We start from the raw sequence: 16880 nt of genomic DNA on the forward strand, positions 1-16880 counted from the left end.
CTTCAATTAATGTTCACGTGTCGATCTAAAGCGCACTTCTGGCCATTTTTCTTCGGCCATCATAAGGTTAACTCTTGTAGGAGCAATATATGTTAAATGCCCGCCACCATCAATGGCCAAGTTAGCGGCGTTTTTACGCTTGAACTCTTCAAACTTTTTCTCATCTTCACTATCAACCCAACGTGCAGTCGCCACATTAACAGGCTCATAGATACATTCAACTTTATACTCGTCTTTCAAACGATAAGCGACCACTTCATATTGAAGTTGACCTACCGCACCCACAATTAAGTCATTGTTAATTTGTGGCATAAACAATTGGGTTGAGCCTTCTTCTGATAACTGCTGCAAACCTTTTTGCAAGGCTTTCATCTTGAGAGGATCTTTCAAACGCACTCGACGAAACAGTTCAGGCGCAAAGTGAGGAATACCAGTAAACTTAAGCTCTTCACCCGAAGTAAAGGTATCACCTATCTGAATCGTACCATGGTTATGTAAACCAATAATGTCGCCAGAGAAAGCTTCTTCCACCCCTTCCCTATCGCCTGCAGTGAAAGATACCGCATCCGTCACCTTAACATCTTTCCCTAAACGGCAGTGCTTCATCTTCATGCCGCGATTATAAGTACCAGAACAGATACGCATAAAAGCAACACGGTCTCTGTGTTTCGGGTCCATATTGGCTTGGATTTTAAAAACAAATCCTGAGAACTTCTCTTCACGGGCATCGACATCACGCGTTTTAGCCGCACGATGGCTAGGCGCTGGCGCCCATTTTACAAAGCCATCCAACATTTCACGCACACCGAAGTTAGACAAGGCAGTACCAAAGAAAACAGGAGTGATACGACCAGCTAGGTATTCATCATGATCAAATTCATGGCTAGCACCACGAACCAATTCAATCTCCTCTAAGAAGTCATCATACAAGTCACCTAGATGCGCTTTAGCTTCGTCAGACTCGATACCTTGAATTTGTACATCATCCGTTAATTTATGACCACGACCGCCTTCATAAACATGAATCGTATCTGTGTAAAGGTTATAAACCCCTTTAAAGAAGGTACTCATACCAATTGGCCAAGTAACAGGTGCTGCCTTAATTTTTAACACTTCCTCCACTTCATCCAACAATTCAATCGGATCACGAATATCTCGGTCCATTTTGTTGATAAAGGTAAGAATAGGTGTATCTCGCAAACGACATACTTCCATCAGCTTAATGGTACGATCCTCGACACCTTTCGCACCGTCAATCACCATCAATACTGAGTCAACCGCCGTTAGAGTACGATAAGTATCTTCCGAGAAGTCTTCGTGCCCAGGTGTATCCAAAAGATTAACCATGCGATCACGATAAGGGAACTGCATCACAGATGAGGTAATGGAAATACCACGCTGCTGCTCCATTGTCATCCAGTCTGAGGTTGCGTGTTTATCGCCCTTACGGCCTTTCACACTACCTGCTGTTTGAATCAATTGACCCAACAACAATAGCTTTTCAGTAATGGTGGTTTTACCTGCATCGGGGTGGGAAATAATCGCAAACGTCCTTCGCTTACTGATTTCATTGAGGAATTCTTGGTTAGCCATTGTTCTCTACTAATATTTGTACACACATTTGTACACAAAGATATTTGTACAAACAGTATGAAAATTTGATTATTTAATGGCGGGGATTCTATCAAAAAATGAGCAACAAAAGGACACTGACAAATAAAAAATTAAATTACTCTTCCAATATATCAATTAAGGACTCAAGCAAGACAAGCACCTTTTTTTCTCCATACCTTCAAGCGTGTTTACCGCCTGATTAAGCCTTAGCATGATATCACTCGCACCTTGATCATAATTAGTTGATAAAGCACCAAATGGTAACTCTAAAATTTGTTCAATTTTTCTTTGTATGTTTTCAGGCGGAACGTGTCGCCCAAGCTCCCACGACTTAATAGCACTTTGTGAACGCATTACTTTATCTGCAAGCTCTTTCCTAGTCATACTCTTGGCTTTCCTTGCTTCGCTCAGTTTTTTTGCGAAGATCATTTGCACCTTTACCAATTAATATCACTAAAATTAAAAATACAATCTGCTCACTTTTTCACCGTGGGTGAATTGTAACTTTTTAAGGTGGTCAGGTGTCTATCCACTTTTGAATGTAAACAGATAGACATTTCATTAAACCGTGTAGACCTTCTCTTATTACATTTATTACACCACCTTTCATAATGTAAAAAATTCTTGTGAACACAGCCAATGGAATTTAAACAAGGAGTTAACCTATGCAAGCCATGGATTTTGAAAACTTTCAAGACGAAGCCAGCAAACACGCAAACCAAGCACAAGCCATTGCCCTTCTTATTTTTACAGATCAAGCCTACACAAAACTTAGCCCAGTCATTATGGATAACGCCTTATGGGCACTAACTGACACTCTAGAACGACTAAGCCAACTTTTAGAGGTTCCAAAAGAGTTAAAACTTGCTTAGAACGCAACTTTAAAGAGATTCAGCGTTTTTTAGACGCTCTGAGAACGCGCTAGAATTGCAATTTATTTCAATTCACTGCAATTTCATTTTTACTAGAAACGCCCGTCATACGGGGTCTAGGGCTTTTAAATTGCACTTTTAAAGTTGCAGTAAATAAAAAATGTGTAAAGCGTGCAGGCGTGGGGAGGAGTGCTTTTACTAGCCTAGAGACAGGGAGAGACACAGACAGGCAGACACAAGAAAGGGCGCATTAAGCGCCCTTTCTTTGTTGGTTTAGTCTTAGTTTATTTAATCAGTGGTTGGAGCTGGGCCGCTTGTTCTGTGGCCTCCGCGCCTTTTTGGGTATAGCTAGAAGTTTGCAAGGGTGGTGACGTTGTACCCGCTCCACCTGGGTCACTCCATGAATATGAATGGTTATGAGTTCCTGCAACTTTTGCAAGGTCTGAAACCGTATTCATGAGGTCATGTAACAGGCTATAAATGTTAGTTGAGTCGTCACCCACATGATGCTTAGTGGCAATGATTTCTCTTACTTTACCAATCTGTTCTGTCAGGTTTTCTTCTATGGTTAAGGTGCTGTTCTTGCCTTTACTTTCCCACTCATCATCCTTGTTAACTTGAATGTAGGCTTGCTCTGATTGCTGCCACCGCTGATCAGTTTCAGCCATGTTAGGCAGTTTTAAACCGTGCGGCAGGATAGAACGAATAAACGGGTTAGCAGGTGACCCATAAGCAAACGCGATTTCAACGATAGTGCCAATGCTTGGCTTTGACCAAAAGCCACGCTGTACCCCACCCGCAGGCACAGGCAACAACACATCTTCTAAAATAGGCACGTCTTTATCTTCTTCACCGTTTGCCTTAAGTAACTGTACAGACACAGAGTAAACAGGCGTTTCTTCTGTAACGGTCTCAGCAGCTAAGGGTGTGAGAATATCCGTTACCTTGGCCCACATGGGCAAATGCCACCCACTTTGCAATTCTGGATATTTACGTATTAATACCCTAGTTACGGCTTTTTCCATGAGACCACCATTTTATTTTCAATTAATCGCACGCTATAAAGGCGCTTTCCATTTAATACATAACTCGGCCTTAATCCGGGCAATGCCATTAGCTCTGCGGTTTGTGTGGACAGTTGCTTATCTAATGTTGCCGCCGGAATATCAACGGGTGAATCAGGCCAATGACCATCAGACCATGCCCCCACATAAATTAGGCCGTCCCGCCTTTGTTGCCATGTAAAATCATCAATCCCAAATACTTGAGCAATAGACCTAACTAGATGAAGCCCTGAACCCGTATTAAAAAAATAAGGCACAAGTTTTGAAGCATAAGCAGTCTGAGGCAACGTAAAACCACAGCCCGTAATGGCTTTTACTTCGGTTAATAGGTCTTTCAGTGTTTTATTACGCAAAGCCACGGGCACGCGCATTTCTAATACATTGGATTTTTCACGACAAAAGAGTGTTTGAGAGTTATTACTTGCAGGAGTTGAGCGCTCTATGTAGCCAAAAAAATGGCCATGTTGTTGGCCATTATTGATTGAGAATGAGAAGAAGACAGTACCCGATAAGGGCTTATCTGATTGCACTAAAAACGATGCCCGACCACTTGCCGAAGCATCTAACGCTATATCATGTTTAACTAGGTTAACCCGTTCACCATTAACCTTAAGAATAAATTCATATTTCATCTGAGGCCGTATCCTCGTTACTCAGTGCAGAGTCTAAATAAGCCACGGTATTTTCTAACCAGCTCATTGGCTCATCATTACTAACCGCCACATCAGACACCACTTTATTATCAGCAGGTGCCACAGTGGGTTCATTTGTTTCAATAGCCATGGCTTCTACTTTTTCAGGGATTGATAGATGTTCAACCAACACAAATGACACAGACCATGCTTGAGAATCATCTAATTCTTGCGCGGATACTCGCTCAGTAAAGCGAACTTGGCGAACAGAAAAGGCTTTAGCCGTTTGGTTCTCAATGTTGTAAACCTTGCGCGTACCCTTAGTTTCATGTGTTGCCGTACTTAATAAAACGATGTCAGAAAGCACCGCTGCATCTTCATATTTGATATTCAATGAGACACGCAAACGTTTAGGCTTAAAGCCTTTTTCAGCCGTAGCAGAGGACGAACTTTGGCCGGATAAATCCTCATCCGGCAAAGCTAGTTCACAAGTTACTTTTAAGCCGTACCCCGTGATTTTGGTTTTATCTAAGGCAAGAACAATCATGATTCATCTGTTAAAGGGTAACGAGCTTTAATTTCCGTTACCTTGTCACGCCATGCTTGTTCAGATTCCGCAGTTTGATCGAATTGCCACTCCATGTACAAAGGATCTGATTCAATAGCATAAGCAGATTTTCGCTGATTGATTAAACTCTCTTTTAACTGCTCTTGTGTCAAAGGTGGCGCTATGGGCTTTTCACTTAATGCCCACTCTGGCAATACTTCACCAAGTCTTTCAAGCTTGTGATATTTGCCTTCACTATCAAAATATTCAACACCAACATTATCTTCTACATAATGCCAACTACCATTTTTGAAGTAACGCTGAAAGCCTTCTTTTTCTTCAATCAATTCAACATCAGTGGCAAAAGCGGGAATCATATATTTATTAGAAACAGAGTCCTTTTTTGCTTCAACTTCTCTTGTGAAAACTTGATATTCAGTGCCTAATTTAAATGCATATAATTTCATTTAAAACTCCATTTAAAGTCGTGTTTTGCCGTAGTATGCAATGCTTCGTGGCCTGTTTTCATCGGCAGTGGGTACTACTAGTGAAGCATCAAAGTTAACCCTACCATTTGACGTCAAAGCAGTACCTGACGTAGTTATAGAGAAATCATTATCAAGCCCCGCTTCTTTAAAAACACCGCTCAGCCCTTCGTTGAAAACAGCATAATTTGCATTAATAACGCCCTCAAGATTTCGAATAGCATCCTCTTGATAACTACCGAATCCCCGCCCATTATCAATACCCCGCCCATCATCAAACATACGGATAAATTCGCCCCCTACTATGGGTAAGGTGAAGGTGGTTGAACCATCACCATCACCATAAAAACCACCATATTCAATTGGGCTAGCGTCTTTCGTGGCTTGGTCTATGTAGTTGCTTGACGCGCTGACGATTGCAAACGCAATAGGGTGAGCCGCACGACTCAAAGCCGCGCCGTCTAATGCATATTCACCTGGGCGCAAAATATCAACGGTATCGGTATAAAGCTTGGCAATATCTAAAACAGAGCTGCCCGTTTTGGGGTTTATCTGTCTGATTAAATAGAACGCCTTATCTATGTACATAACCGTTGCTAATGCGCTCTTAATCAGTTGATTGCCAGACGAGATATTGACAATTGATATTGCACTTAAATCATCAATTTTAAGGGTCACAGGGGCGGTATTTGTAGCAGAAACAATAAACGAAAATTCGTAATGATCTCTTAGCTCATAAATGAGGCTAACCCCCTCTTTACTTGTCAGTACTAAGTCATTTTCAGAACCTGAACTTTCTAGAATATTTTTTGAATTAACTCTTTTATCAATATATTGCTTAATGTCTTCTTTAAAGCCAATTGGCCTTGTATCAGTAATATTTCCGCCAGCGTCAATATCAGCGATTTTAGCTAGATAATGAGTCACATTATTAGCATCGATATAATCAGCAAATGGCCCAACATCAATAACAAATTCATTAACAGCACTAAAGTCTGAAATGTCACCTTGTAAACTCACATTAAGCCAGATTTCATTCGGAAAAATGCTTGTTGTTAGTTCTTGAGACACTGTGTTTTCAATACGAACACCGCCCACATAACCAACACCCGCCGCCACACCATAAGTACCCGCAGCGCCAGAAACCTTGAAGCCATCATCTAAAAAAGCCTGATTACCATAAATATCTAAATTCGCTTTCCGCGCTCGCTCATCAATACCAAATAATCTATCTGTAAAATCTAACTGCCACGTTTCAGCAGGTACTGTAATAGCGCTTGTTTGCTGTATTCCCGTATAAGCGAGTAAAAAATTACGGGTTAAGGTATTGCCTGCCACAGGCCCATTATTTTTACGTTTTGGAATCGTTGGAATATAAGAAGTCGCAATCAGCACACCCTCATCATCAACCAAGCCAACCCAATTAAAATCATAATCACCAAGGTTAGCCCCCATCACTAATGAGTAAACCACTTGATTCGTATTCACATAACCAGCTTTAGTAATGTCCAACTGATCAACCACGTATTCAGCAGTGGGCACAGACTCAATGCGGGTAGATGGCTCACCTGCTAATCCATCGATATAAGCCAACACAAATTTGGTAATATTCAGCGTGCTATTCTCACCCTGTTTTTTAGCAATCTGGTTCTCACCCTCTATGGTAATAAATGCCATAATTTCTTCTCTCAATTAAATTGATTAACTAACGCTGGCCACATCCAATGCCCAAACATGCCCACTTTCATTGCTATTAATATTGATATCAGCCTGCCAAGGCGAGATAACCTCTCTCGCCACATCCAGCGCCCAAACATGGCCAACTTCACTAACAGCCACCCCAATAGAAACAGGGGTTAAAACGGTTAATTCATATCGCCTGCAAGTGCGTCCATACTGCCTAATGATGTTATCCAGAAGCTTTGTATTAGTTGAGATTTGAGAGTCAGACACCTTGAGCGAAATCACATCCCATTCAACACTGTCTAACCTTTCATCAAGCTCTAAATAACCAATCCCTAAGCGCTCAAAAATACGCTCAAAACCTTGTTTACTGCCTGCATCAATTAAATTTTTATGGGCTACATCTACCCGCTTTCGATAAATACTTTCACTTTCATTTTCAAAGCGGGTCACATCTCTTTGATAAGCAATCAACCCCAACACATAAGGGTGGCAAGTGGTCGCGTCCATTTGATCTAGTGGAATTTTTAGCCAGCCTTCGACCTTAGCCCACATAGTTTCAATGCTTGTTTTTAAGGCCTGAACCTGAGCCCCGCCCTTAATCCAAACGGGTAACGAATACTTCTCACTCATTCGCCACGCTCCACAGTTAAAGTATTAATTCTTGGAATTGTTAACCCAGACTCAATGCCATCAAGTGAAAAAACCAAGTCCTCTAATTCTGGGAATTCTGCGTAAATTTCACGGGCTAGTTTTGAGAAAGAAAAGCGGCTTTGAGGTAAGGTTAAAGTCACATTGGCATAAGCTTTATTCTCACGAAACGCCGCCCTTATCATGCCCTCTACACCTTGATGAATTTCATCAATCTCAACGTCTAACAAACTAATGGGTAAATAGGTTTTCACGCTGATTGAATGGAAGGTTTCAGGCATGGCCAACACTAACAAATCATCCCCGTGGCCATGGTAACCTTCATCAGAAATGCGGCGATTTATAGTTTCTAGGTAGCTGTTAGCCGGTGCATCTAAATCAAATAAAATATAAGCATTGGCGGTACCCGCACCCCGTGGCGCATTATGCTCAAACCACACCGCGTCTTCTTGCACACCACCAAATTCACTAATTAACGACTTATAAACACCATCCGTGTGAAAGTGGCTTAGCCTATGAATCATATTCCTGATACGCAGGCGATAATCTTCAATATCTTCTAAATCTGCCCCCAAAACACTTATCCAGTTTTCAGGGTTAACAACGGCGACACCTTCAATATCACACTTGTTAAAATAACCAGATTCTAAGTTATAAGCTTCCCCGTTCATCTCAGCTTTTGCCTTAATCAACAAAGCACCTTCACCACTTGCCAGCGTGCTATCTTCAAGCGTAAATAGATTATAAACCGTGTTATTAATCGACTCGGTATAAACCTTAGTACCCGCCGGAATGAGTAATGCATTACTCGTATCAAGGCGCGAAAATAAAACATTTCCTTTTAAAGTTTGTGCCTGTTTACGCACACAATCGCGGTTATCACCCCACCATTCAATTAATCCTTCACCTACCGTTTTTAAATAAAACTGAGGCATCACTTGTTTAATTAAAAGCTCATTAATCAACCAAAGCACAGGCTTAGTAATTAGCGCACTGATCAAACGCCAAAAAGGGCTGTAAATAGAATCATTCGAAATAGTAGAGCCCGATTCTTGCAACGCGGTTTTAAACTCTGCTGTGATTGTTTCCTCAGTAGTCGGCACACCCGAATCAGTCAGTACTTTTTCAAAGTCACTCATAAGGTCACCTTAATACTTTCGTTATCAAGGGTACGTGCTGTACAAATCAGATCACCACCAATTAATTCCGCATTTGCAGTACCTGGGTAAATGCGAGAGTCATTTTCCATTTCAATTTCGATACCTAAGCAAACAGTATTAATATTTACTTGGTTACGTTCACCTATCAGCGCGAAGCCATAGCCTTTTTCGCGGATCATGTGCACTAAGTCTTGCGCAATACAATCAACGCCATAGACTAATTCAGGCTCACCATTCGAATTTAAAACCAAATCATCATTTTCAATGCGTAAATCGATCATATCCATTAGCCCACCTGCATCTCCATTTCGTGGGCCAGTTCATCACCGCGCATTGGCTGGCCAGAGTTATTTACTTCAATCTTTTCTATATGAGTGCTCTTAGATGAACCACCAAAAAGGTTACTAATTGTCTGGAACAAGCCACCTTCATTCTCTGCTTTTGTGGATTCATTGCCCGGCAAAGTTACCAAGCCATTCATGTTTGTTTGCTCGCTTTCTACCTTCTGTTTCACTTCGGTAGTGCTGTCTAACTCAATACCTGGTATCCAGCTAAGTTTGTCTTTCATCCAATCGACTGAATCACCCAAAAAAGCAAACGGGTCTAATTCACTTAGCCAGTTTTTAAAATCCATCCACCACGCTTTTAAAGGTTCGAAAAGGTCTGTACTGATATTGAAGTTTGGAAACAAGGTTAAGCCAGCAAACCAAACACTAAAGTCACCCCACCATTGCGAGATCAAATCAAAAGAAGCCACCAAACTTTCAACAAATTCAATCGCTAAAAAGATTGGCCAGAATGCGAGCTTAAGCCATGCGTTTTCAGCAAACAGATTCTTAATCCAGTTCCATCCAGCCGCTAAGCCTTCAAACACATAATCAGTAAAACGGTTAATTGCCTCTGTCACCTCATCCCAATAGACAACCACTGCAACCAAAGCAGCAATAAGCGCAGCAATTCCAACCACAATCCAAGTTATCGGATTAGCCAGTAATGCAGAGGTAAAAGCCCAGACAGCAGGCAAGGTAGTTAAGAAACTGGCTTTCATGGTCGCGAAAAAAGCAGCAATGGCAGGGCCATTTAAAACAAAGGCCCACATAGCCGTTCTCGCTATTTTTATTCCACCTGCAAACAAAAGCGCTTTAGCTTTGGTAGCAATGAAGCCTAAGCCCGTCATTTTTAACGCTATCGTCAAGCCAATGGACGCAAACTTAAACATGCCAAGCACAGCCAAAAATGCGCCAGAAATTGCAATAAATCCCATTATAAAAGTGATACCTAAGCCAATGGCTTTGGTTAAGTGCGGGTACTTATCAGACCATTCAACTAACACCAAACTCACTTGCGTCATAGCATCAATAAAAGGGTTAATAGCGGGTAACGCTTTTTGCCAAACAGCAATTGAAACCGCTTTTATTCCAGAGGCTAAACGCGCCCAAGGGTCTTGCATTTGTTCAGCCATCCAAATGGCTTTTTCCATGCCTTTTTGCTTAGATAGATTGGCTATATCACCATTTAATTTATTAATATCTTTTGACATGAAAGTAACAAAATCAACGGCTTCATCTGAGCCAAAAGCACTTTTTAAAGCCCCCTGAAACTCTAAGGAATCAGTAATTCCACCAGTTTGTTTTTTGATTTTTTCAAGTATTTCAACTACAGGTAAAAGCGCCCCACTCTGATCAGTAAATTTAAGGCCTAATTTTTCTTGAGCTCCCTCTAAACCTTGAAGAAAAGCACTGTATTTCGTTCCTGCCTCTGAACCTTCATACACGGATTGAAGATTGCCCAAAACAGCCATTTGTTCACTAATTCCAACACCAAACCTATCATCAACAGCACCTAATGATTTAAACGCTTCAGCCATGGCAGGCCCAGTGGTTTTAAACATTTGTACCGCCGTTGCAGTCTGACCAGCGAGCATTTCAACCCAAGTGCCTTTACCCATTTCTTTAGCTTGGTTTTTAAATAGCCCATACATAGAGCCAAAATAAGAAGTAATATCTGAAACGTTCGCTATAGTCGCTTTGGCTAAGATGCCACCCGCAGTAGTAAAGCGCGGTAAATCATTACCCGCTAAACCATCAATGGCGCTTTGAATATCATAGGCAGAACGCACATAGCCTTGAGCGTTTTCCCCAAACTGAATAGAGTATTTAAGGCCTGCTTGATTAAGTGAGGATAAGGTTTTTTCAGCTACTCCACCTAATGAACGCACCTCACCCAGTGCCATATTCATATCATTAGCTGGGTTGATGGTGCTGGCAAAAGTGGTACTAGCAGCAATTAGCGCGGTAACACCCGCCGCCGTATTCATAAATGCTTTTCGGCTATGCCTAGTCACTTGATCAACTGTTTTCTGGATGCCCTTAAGCGGCCCAGTAATGCGGTCTAATAAACCAACAGTTAACATCAATTTTTCAAGTGACTTCATATCATTTCCCTGAAAAGGCTTTAGCAATACCATTAGCAATGGCGGCGGTATTTCTTTCTAGGTCGCGCCCTTCTAACCAGAGGGCACGGCCTAGGTTTTCTGGCTCATCGTCATCATGAGGGAGCCAACGGCGTCTTAGCGTTAAGAGTTGCTCGAAGCTGTTTCTTTCGATGTATTCGCTGAACGCCTGCGCAGCTTTACAACAGCGGGTAAATCACTGCTAAATTCGTCGGTTAAGATTCCCATTACATCCATCACCAATTTGGCTTTAGGTTGTGAATCATCATTGACCATCAAGCTTTTTAAAGCGCCGTGCTGTTCACTTTTTACCGTGGATGAAAGCAAGTTATAAGCAGGTAAAACGGTTTGCCCTTTGGCCATAGAATCCACAAACTTGTTGTAAGCTTTGTCTGTGACATTAAATTCAAAATCCGTATCACCTATGGTGATTTCAATTAGCTGTGCCATGTTCATTCCCCTTGCGCTTGTTTTTGAGCCAGTTTTAAATGCTCACGTTTAAACCATAAATTTGTTAAAAAAGTAGCCAGACCGATAACCAACCCACCGATTGCCACCCATTCGTTGATTGAATAGCCCATGAAAGTAGCCGTAAAAGACGCACCATAGGCAGTAACAACCGTGGATTTTTCCATGCTTAATCCCTACCTTCTGATCATTCCTATTCCCTTGATGCTGACAGCCGCCAGCACCACAATGGTTAATAATTCACCCAGTTCAACACCAAGATTCTTTAGACTTTCTAAGCCCAAATTAACCGCATCCAAATAACGCATATCACCAGTAAAACCACTCACTATGGCGGCAAAAAACAAAAGCACAAAAGGCGAGGTGATAATGACGGTCACATACTCATCTTTCCAAGAACCCGCCTCATTATGTTTTGCCATGGCTTCCCATTCAGAGGTCTTAAGCTTCAATTCATTCTCACCTTGTTTATCAGCCAATTTAAGCTTGGCATTCCCCGTTTCAGCCGCTTGTTTTCGTTCTTGCTTGGCCTGATAAACCTTGGCAACAGGTTTAACTAAAGCGCCAAAAAATGACGTTAATGACGTTAATGCCGTTACAATAGCCATCAATCTAAACTCCTATTCTTCACCCCAGCCCACCACGCTTTCACATCAAAATTAGGGCAGGTTTTAGCGGGGTTAAGATCACAATGTCCAAGCACTTGAGCGTCTGGATATTCTGCTTTATAAGACAAAACCAACCCTTCTAACGCTCGCATCTGATCAGCGTTAAATTCATCACGGCCCACCAAACAAATACCAATAGAGTTTTTATTAAATGGGTCAGCGTGGGCACCTTGCCAATACATAGGACGGCCCGCTTCAATTTCACCATCCAGCTTCACCACATGGTGGTAACCGATACCGTCCCACCCCTGTTCACTGTGCCAACGGTGGATATCTTCGGCGCTGGTTTCGCGCCCATTCGGTGTATCCGAACAATGCACAACAATCTTAGTAATCTTCATAACTACACCACCGTGCTTACAAAGCTTTGGTCTAGATAAGGCACACCGTTAATTTCTACAAAGCGCTTATCTGTAACGTCATAAGCAATGGTGTGTTCTAGTTTGTCCCCGCCGTCTGAACCTGCATCAAGCACTTTACTTAGTCGTAATTTGCAGCCATACGCCTTGGTTTTAAATTCTTGATCTAAGGTTTTACCCAAGCCGGAAATATCAAACACACCAAGCTGTTGCCAAGAGCCAGCGGCTTTGGCTGCATCTATCAACTTGCTATAGCTATCCGTATCTAAAGTGAGCTCACCACTTGCCGACACCGCACCACGTACAAAACCATCAGGCACGCCACGTGTGGTCGTTGGTTTAATGCCGTCTTCAATGTTTAGCGTGTATTGCTTAACGCTGATAATTTGAGTACCAATTGAAATATTGATATCTGCGCCTGAAATATGTTGCATGCTATACCCCGTCATTCAGGTTAAGGCCAATATAAGCTTGAATCGCTTTAGGGCAGTTATAAGGGCGAACAAGCAAAGCGATTTTTACATTCGTTTTACTTGTCCAATTGATTGTTACATCACCATCCAAGGGCGGCTTTACTTCACTTGGTTTAAAAATGCCGTTAGAGGTAAGGCTTTTGCTCATATCAATCATTGGACGCATGAAATAAGTTTCATGAGCACTAATAGAAATAGGCGTACTGTTTAGTTCACGATTACCCACTTTTTTAATGGCGAGAATGCGCACTTGGCGCTTAACCTTGTTCACCACTCGCAGGTTTTCAATCACACTGTAATCACTGGCTTCGGGGGCTAAGGTCATGCCGTCACTGCAATAAATACCGTCATAATCTGGGTAAACTTGGGGCACGGTTCCACGGGCATCATTTAGCGCTTTGGCGTGGCTCATATTAAAAGGCACACCGTCTTTATCATTTGGCAGAGTAGAAAGCCCAACAATGGCACCTGTTTGAGTGCGCATAGGTGTATCCGCAATAGACACGCTTTCATCACATAAACGACCACATACAGTACCCATCCAGCCTGAAAACACTTCTGGTACAAATAGAATGCCGTCACTGGCTACACCGTTTTGTAGAGTTTCAAACTCAGCAATGAAATCACCCCAACTTTCAGCACTCGGGGCTGCATTGGCCGCCATAAAAAACAATGAACGGCCAAACTCGTTTTCTGTTGTCGCAATGGCCGTGGCAAAATCATCTAAATCGGTTTGAGCGGTTACCTCATCGGTTACCACCACCGCTTCACAAACAATGTTTTGTGCCATGGCAATATCAAAGGCAGTTTTCCATTCACCAGCAGAACCACGAGGCATAACAACCGCTGTCCAATTGGTACCCGCGTTCGCTTTAGCCGCTTCAATACAGGTTTTCATCTTGCTAGCATTCACACCCAGCGCGTCATCTAAATCAGTCGTTTGGTCAATGTATAAAACTGCACCGTGGTTTTTACCCGCATAGCCAATAAACAAAAACTGGCATTCAGGTGAGGTAAAATCACCATTGCTGTTATCTTCTTTGTTGACGCTTACACTACCTAAAGCCATGTTATTTCCTGCCTTTTGCTAATTCTGTTTTAACGACATCAAATGCCATTGCTTTTACCCATTGCGAATCATTAGGAAAGAACTCACGAGCAGGCAATTCGACTTGCCAAGACTTCTTTCCTTGTCGCTTATTGTTCAAGGTGTAAAGAATCCCTAATGCACGCCATTTGGTGTAGTTCTCAACAATCCAAATACGGCTTACAGGCTTCTCTATTCCGCTACTCGTTTTTCTCTTAAAACCTAGCCTTATCATTGCATCCGCTTGAGCCATGGACGCTTCTTCACCGTGCCACTTTTCCTTAAGCTGCTTACTCATAGGCTTGGCACGCATTGTCATGGATTGACCTTCTTGGTGTGCTCTGGCCATTTTCCCCATGACGGTGTTTTTAAAGCCGATAGAAACAGAGTTTCCCTTTGTCCTTTGGCGAATATTGGCCCCTTTCACAAAGCCACTTAACATCTCGCCATTTCGCGTTCTTTGCTTCTTTCTTTCCTTAAATCCTTCACCGCGTACACTGCGCTGAGTCTTAACGTTTTTCCTTGCCTGTTTCTTAACTTCTCGCCCCATTTGACCCAAGGCCCGTTTGCGCCTTTCAGGGGGAAGCATCATCAATTTAAGCTCTGCAACTAAAGCGCTTTCACCCGCCCAACTTGCACGAACACCGCTATCAATCGCCATTCGCCACAATCAATTCAAACGACTCAGCCACATCATGTTCAGGCTCTTCTAATGTCCAAGTTCGCCCCGCATATTCAATGGGGCCACCTTCGCTTTCAGTTATGTAAACGTCTTCTTCAAATTGCAGGGTTAACTCAATATCCGCTGTTTCATTGTCTAAAAGATCAATGGTGATATTAGGTGAGCTATCCTCTAAATCTTGCCTATCATCGTTATCAGCCAACCAAGTGAGCAAACGCGCATTAAAAAGCTCAATTGGGTATTTTTGATAGGCGTAACCCTCAATCGAAAAAACAGCTCTGTATTCCATGGTGTGTAAAAGCACCTTATTACCTTCATTCGAACCCCGACTTTTAAGTTCGATATTCTCCACCCAAGCATCAAACTTTTTATATTTTTGAAGTTCCAAAAAGGTGCGTAAAAATCCTAGCTTTTTCATATCGCCGCCACTCTAAAACCACCTGCATAACGCCCTTCTGCAACCACTTCATATTCTTTTGCAGTGGCCAGCATTTCTTTAGTGATTGCATCAATAAAAGTATTGGCTTCATCTATCCATGGTGTCTTAACTGCTTCTGCTCTTTCCGCTTGAATATCTGCGGCTTTTTGTCGATTAGCCGTTTCAAAATACTTAAGCAAGCCATCCCTAGCGCTGTGCATAACCGCCGCTTTATACACATCAACCAAGCCAGCGTTAAAAGCGTCTAAGGTTTCCGCCACAATGGCGCTTTGTAGTATCAAGACAAAATCATAAATTTTGTCATTCACCTGGTGCATGGCATTTTTAAGCACATGCGCCAAAGTAGGCTCTTTGTATTCATTAGGTAGGCGGTAAATATCAATAAACACCTGTAATTCGATATCAGGAAAAAAAGCGTTTGGATTAATCACGCTAGTAGTCGTCTCAACTGGGTTAGAAATTCCGTTTAAACTCACTGTCATTTCTCCTGATATCTTCAAATAAACACAGAACAATTAGCGTGTGGTCATTGCGATAAATCACTACGCCTCAGCTATTGTCTGTGACCGGCTGGCGGATTCTTTTTACTCAATAGCTAGCTTGGTTTTAAGCTTTTCAATTTTCTTTTTCACCCCTGCGCGACTGTTGATAGTCATGGCTTTTTCAAAGTCAGCAAGGGCCGCTTTATCTTCTGCTAATACTTCTAAATGCTTACCCCGCATGACATACATCTTGCCCTCAACCAATGCAGGCAGTTTCCATTTAGCAGCCTCAGAAGCTTTTACAACATCGTCTAAATAAGGCCCTGCAGATTTATGAGTTTCTAACTGAGCTGAGGCCCAGTCATAAACCTGATCACAGATAAAACACTCAATATCGCCACTAAAACGGCTTGGCATTTTATGAACTTTTTGAGCGGCCAAATGCAGAGCTAGCGGCACCGCTTTAGCAATATCACCTAAATCAAACAGCCAAATCATGAACCAAACAGCCACGCTATTTGGGTACTTAGCGCCACTTTGAAAATAGCCATTAACAAAGGCCTCAAGGCGTTTACACGCTTCGGCCTTGAACGGTAAGCGGTCTTCAATATCTTCAATGCTGCTCATTTCTTTAATGCAGGCTTCGACAATCGCTTTATGGGTTTCTAGGTCTGGGTTACCAGAGCTTTCAACATCATCAAACTGAGATTTAAGCGCTTGAATATCGTCTTCATGCTCATCAACGCGGTTTTCTAAGTGGCCAATATCACCTTGAACAGATGCCAACTCATTACCTAATTCATCAAGCTGATCAGCATCTTTAATAGCGGGTTTAGCTTGTGCCTTAACCTGCTTTTTTTCGAGATTTTGACGAAGCTTAGAAACAGGTTTAGAAAGCCCATTAGCCACAGCACCTATGTTTTTAGCAGCTTGTCTAATCGCTTTATCTCGGTTCTGTTTCTCTAATTGGCGGCGCTTTAAAATATTCATCTAACTTCCATTTAAGGTAATTAATAGTGAGCTTAATTAGTGGCACTTAACCCAAGTTAAATACCACTTGTT

The 16880-nt window shown here is 42.1% G+C and carries 23 protein-coding genes; 1 reads left to right on the top strand and 22 read right to left on the bottom strand.

The features are described 5' to 3' along the window. Positions 1 to 6 precede the first annotated feature (6 nt). Both Q0A08_RS12835 and Q0A08_RS12840 read right to left on the bottom strand, forming a co-directional pair. Positions 7 to 1593, bottom strand: a complete 1587-nt coding sequence (locus tag Q0A08_RS12835) for a peptide chain release factor 3 (RefSeq protein WP_438461941.1) — start codon at positions 1591 to 1593, stop codon at positions 7 to 9. Between the two features lie 156 nt (positions 1594 to 1749). Beyond that, complete coding sequence (locus Q0A08_RS12840; RefSeq protein ID WP_438461942.1) at positions 1750 to 2043, bottom strand: helix-turn-helix domain-containing protein; 294 nt, start codon at positions 2041 to 2043, stop codon at positions 1750 to 1752. 236 nt (positions 2044 to 2279) lie between these two features. Between Q0A08_RS12840 and Q0A08_RS12845 the strand changes: the two genes are divergently transcribed. Beyond that, complete coding sequence (locus Q0A08_RS12845; protein ID WP_438461943.1) at positions 2280 to 2486, top strand: hypothetical protein; 207 nt, start codon at positions 2280 to 2282, stop codon at positions 2484 to 2486. 284 nt (positions 2487 to 2770) lie between these two features. Here Q0A08_RS12845 and Q0A08_RS12850 read toward each other — a convergent pair whose 3' ends face one another. The 20 genes from Q0A08_RS12850 to gpM form a co-directional block, all read right to left on the bottom strand. Beyond that, on the bottom strand, positions 2771 to 3511 hold the full coding sequence (locus Q0A08_RS12850; protein WP_438461944.1) for a hypothetical protein: 741 nt from the start codon (positions 3509 to 3511) through the stop codon (positions 2771 to 2773). Then, on the bottom strand, positions 3496 to 4182 hold the full coding sequence (locus Q0A08_RS12855) for a hypothetical protein (RefSeq protein ID WP_438461945.1): 687 nt from the start codon (positions 4180 to 4182) through the stop codon (positions 3496 to 3498). The genes Q0A08_RS12850 and Q0A08_RS12855 overlap by 16 nt, the downstream gene beginning before the upstream one ends. Further along, entirely contained in the window at positions 4172 to 4729 is a 558-nt protein-coding gene (locus tag Q0A08_RS12860) for a hypothetical protein (protein ID WP_438461946.1), read from the bottom strand. The genes Q0A08_RS12855 and Q0A08_RS12860 overlap by 11 nt, the downstream gene beginning before the upstream one ends. Beyond that, a complete protein-coding gene (locus Q0A08_RS12865) occupies positions 4726 to 5196 on the bottom strand; it encodes a hypothetical protein (RefSeq protein WP_438461947.1) in 471 nt (156 codons plus the stop codon). The genes Q0A08_RS12860 and Q0A08_RS12865 overlap by 4 nt, the downstream gene beginning before the upstream one ends. Positions 5197 to 5208: 12 nt before the next feature. Then, complete coding sequence (locus tag Q0A08_RS12870) at positions 5209 to 6891, bottom strand: phage tail-collar fiber domain-containing protein (protein WP_438461948.1); 1683 nt, start codon at positions 6889 to 6891, stop codon at positions 5209 to 5211. Positions 6892 to 6915: 24 nt separating this feature from the next. Next, positions 6916 to 7530 (bottom strand): phage tail protein, encoded by a 615-nt coding sequence (locus Q0A08_RS12875; RefSeq protein WP_438461949.1) that lies wholly within the window; start codon positions 7528 to 7530, stop codon positions 6916 to 6918. Next, positions 7527 to 8687, bottom strand: a complete 1161-nt coding sequence (locus tag Q0A08_RS12880) for a baseplate J/gp47 family protein (RefSeq protein ID WP_438461950.1) — start codon at positions 8685 to 8687, stop codon at positions 7527 to 7529. The genes Q0A08_RS12875 and Q0A08_RS12880 overlap by 4 nt, the downstream gene beginning before the upstream one ends. After that, entirely contained in the window at positions 8684 to 8995 is a 312-nt protein-coding gene (locus Q0A08_RS12885) for a DUF2590 family protein (protein WP_438461951.1), read from the bottom strand. The genes Q0A08_RS12880 and Q0A08_RS12885 overlap by 4 nt, the downstream gene beginning before the upstream one ends. Next, positions 8995 to 11142 (bottom strand): phage tail tape measure protein, encoded by a 2148-nt coding sequence (locus Q0A08_RS12890; protein WP_438461952.1) that lies wholly within the window; start codon positions 11140 to 11142, stop codon positions 8995 to 8997. The genes Q0A08_RS12885 and Q0A08_RS12890 overlap by 1 nt, the downstream gene beginning before the upstream one ends. 1 nt (position 11143) lies before the next feature. Beyond that, positions 11144 to 11314 carry a DUF6890 family protein gene (locus Q0A08_RS12895; RefSeq protein WP_438467633.1) on the bottom strand — a complete coding sequence of 57 codons (171 nt, stop codon included), beginning with the start codon at positions 11312 to 11314 and terminating at the stop codon, positions 11144 to 11146. Further along, entirely contained in the window at positions 11284 to 11610 is a 327-nt protein-coding gene (locus Q0A08_RS12900; RefSeq protein WP_438461953.1) for a putative phage tail assembly chaperone, read from the bottom strand. Before Q0A08_RS12900 ends, Q0A08_RS12895 begins: the two co-directional genes overlap by 31 nt. A 2-nt stretch (positions 11611 to 11612) precedes the next feature. Beyond that, entirely contained in the window at positions 11613 to 11795 is a 183-nt protein-coding gene (locus Q0A08_RS12905; protein WP_438461954.1) for a phage holin, read from the bottom strand. Between the two features lie 9 nt (positions 11796 to 11804). Next, complete coding sequence (locus Q0A08_RS12910) at positions 11805 to 12236, bottom strand: hypothetical protein (RefSeq protein WP_438461955.1); 432 nt, start codon at positions 12234 to 12236, stop codon at positions 11805 to 11807. After that, positions 12236 to 12637, bottom strand: a complete 402-nt coding sequence (locus Q0A08_RS12915) for an N-acetylmuramoyl-L-alanine amidase (protein ID WP_438461956.1) — start codon at positions 12635 to 12637, stop codon at positions 12236 to 12238. Before Q0A08_RS12915 ends, Q0A08_RS12910 begins: the two co-directional genes overlap by 1 nt. Before the next feature lie 2 nt (positions 12638 to 12639). Next, a complete protein-coding gene (locus tag Q0A08_RS12920) occupies positions 12640 to 13089 on the bottom strand; it encodes a phage protein (protein WP_438461957.1) in 450 nt (149 codons plus the stop codon). 1 nt (position 13090) lies between these two features. Beyond that, positions 13091 to 14197 (bottom strand): DUF2586 domain-containing protein, encoded by a 1107-nt coding sequence (locus Q0A08_RS12925; protein WP_438461958.1) that lies wholly within the window; start codon positions 14195 to 14197, stop codon positions 13091 to 13093. Between the two features lies 1 nt (position 14198). Beyond that, entirely contained in the window at positions 14199 to 14876 is a 678-nt protein-coding gene (locus Q0A08_RS12930) for a phage virion morphogenesis protein (protein ID WP_438461959.1), read from the bottom strand. Beyond that, positions 14866 to 15315: a phage tail protein gene (locus Q0A08_RS12935; protein ID WP_438461960.1), complete on the bottom strand. Its 450-nt coding sequence runs from the start codon at positions 15313 to 15315 to the stop codon at positions 14866 to 14868. Before Q0A08_RS12935 ends, Q0A08_RS12930 begins: the two co-directional genes overlap by 11 nt. Continuing rightward, positions 15312 to 15812 (bottom strand): head completion/stabilization protein, encoded by a 501-nt coding sequence (locus Q0A08_RS12940; RefSeq protein ID WP_438461961.1) that lies wholly within the window; start codon positions 15810 to 15812, stop codon positions 15312 to 15314. The genes Q0A08_RS12935 and Q0A08_RS12940 overlap by 4 nt, the downstream gene beginning before the upstream one ends. 108 nt (positions 15813 to 15920) lie before the next feature. Beyond that, entirely contained in the window at positions 15921 to 16808 is an 888-nt protein-coding gene (gpM, locus tag Q0A08_RS12945; RefSeq protein ID WP_438461962.1) for a phage terminase small subunit, read from the bottom strand. Positions 16809 to 16880 lie beyond the last annotated feature (72 nt).

Source organism: Marinomonas sp. PE14-40 (genome assembly GCF_051623805.1).
GTDB lineage: Bacteria > Pseudomonadota > Gammaproteobacteria > Pseudomonadales > Marinomonadaceae > Marinomonas.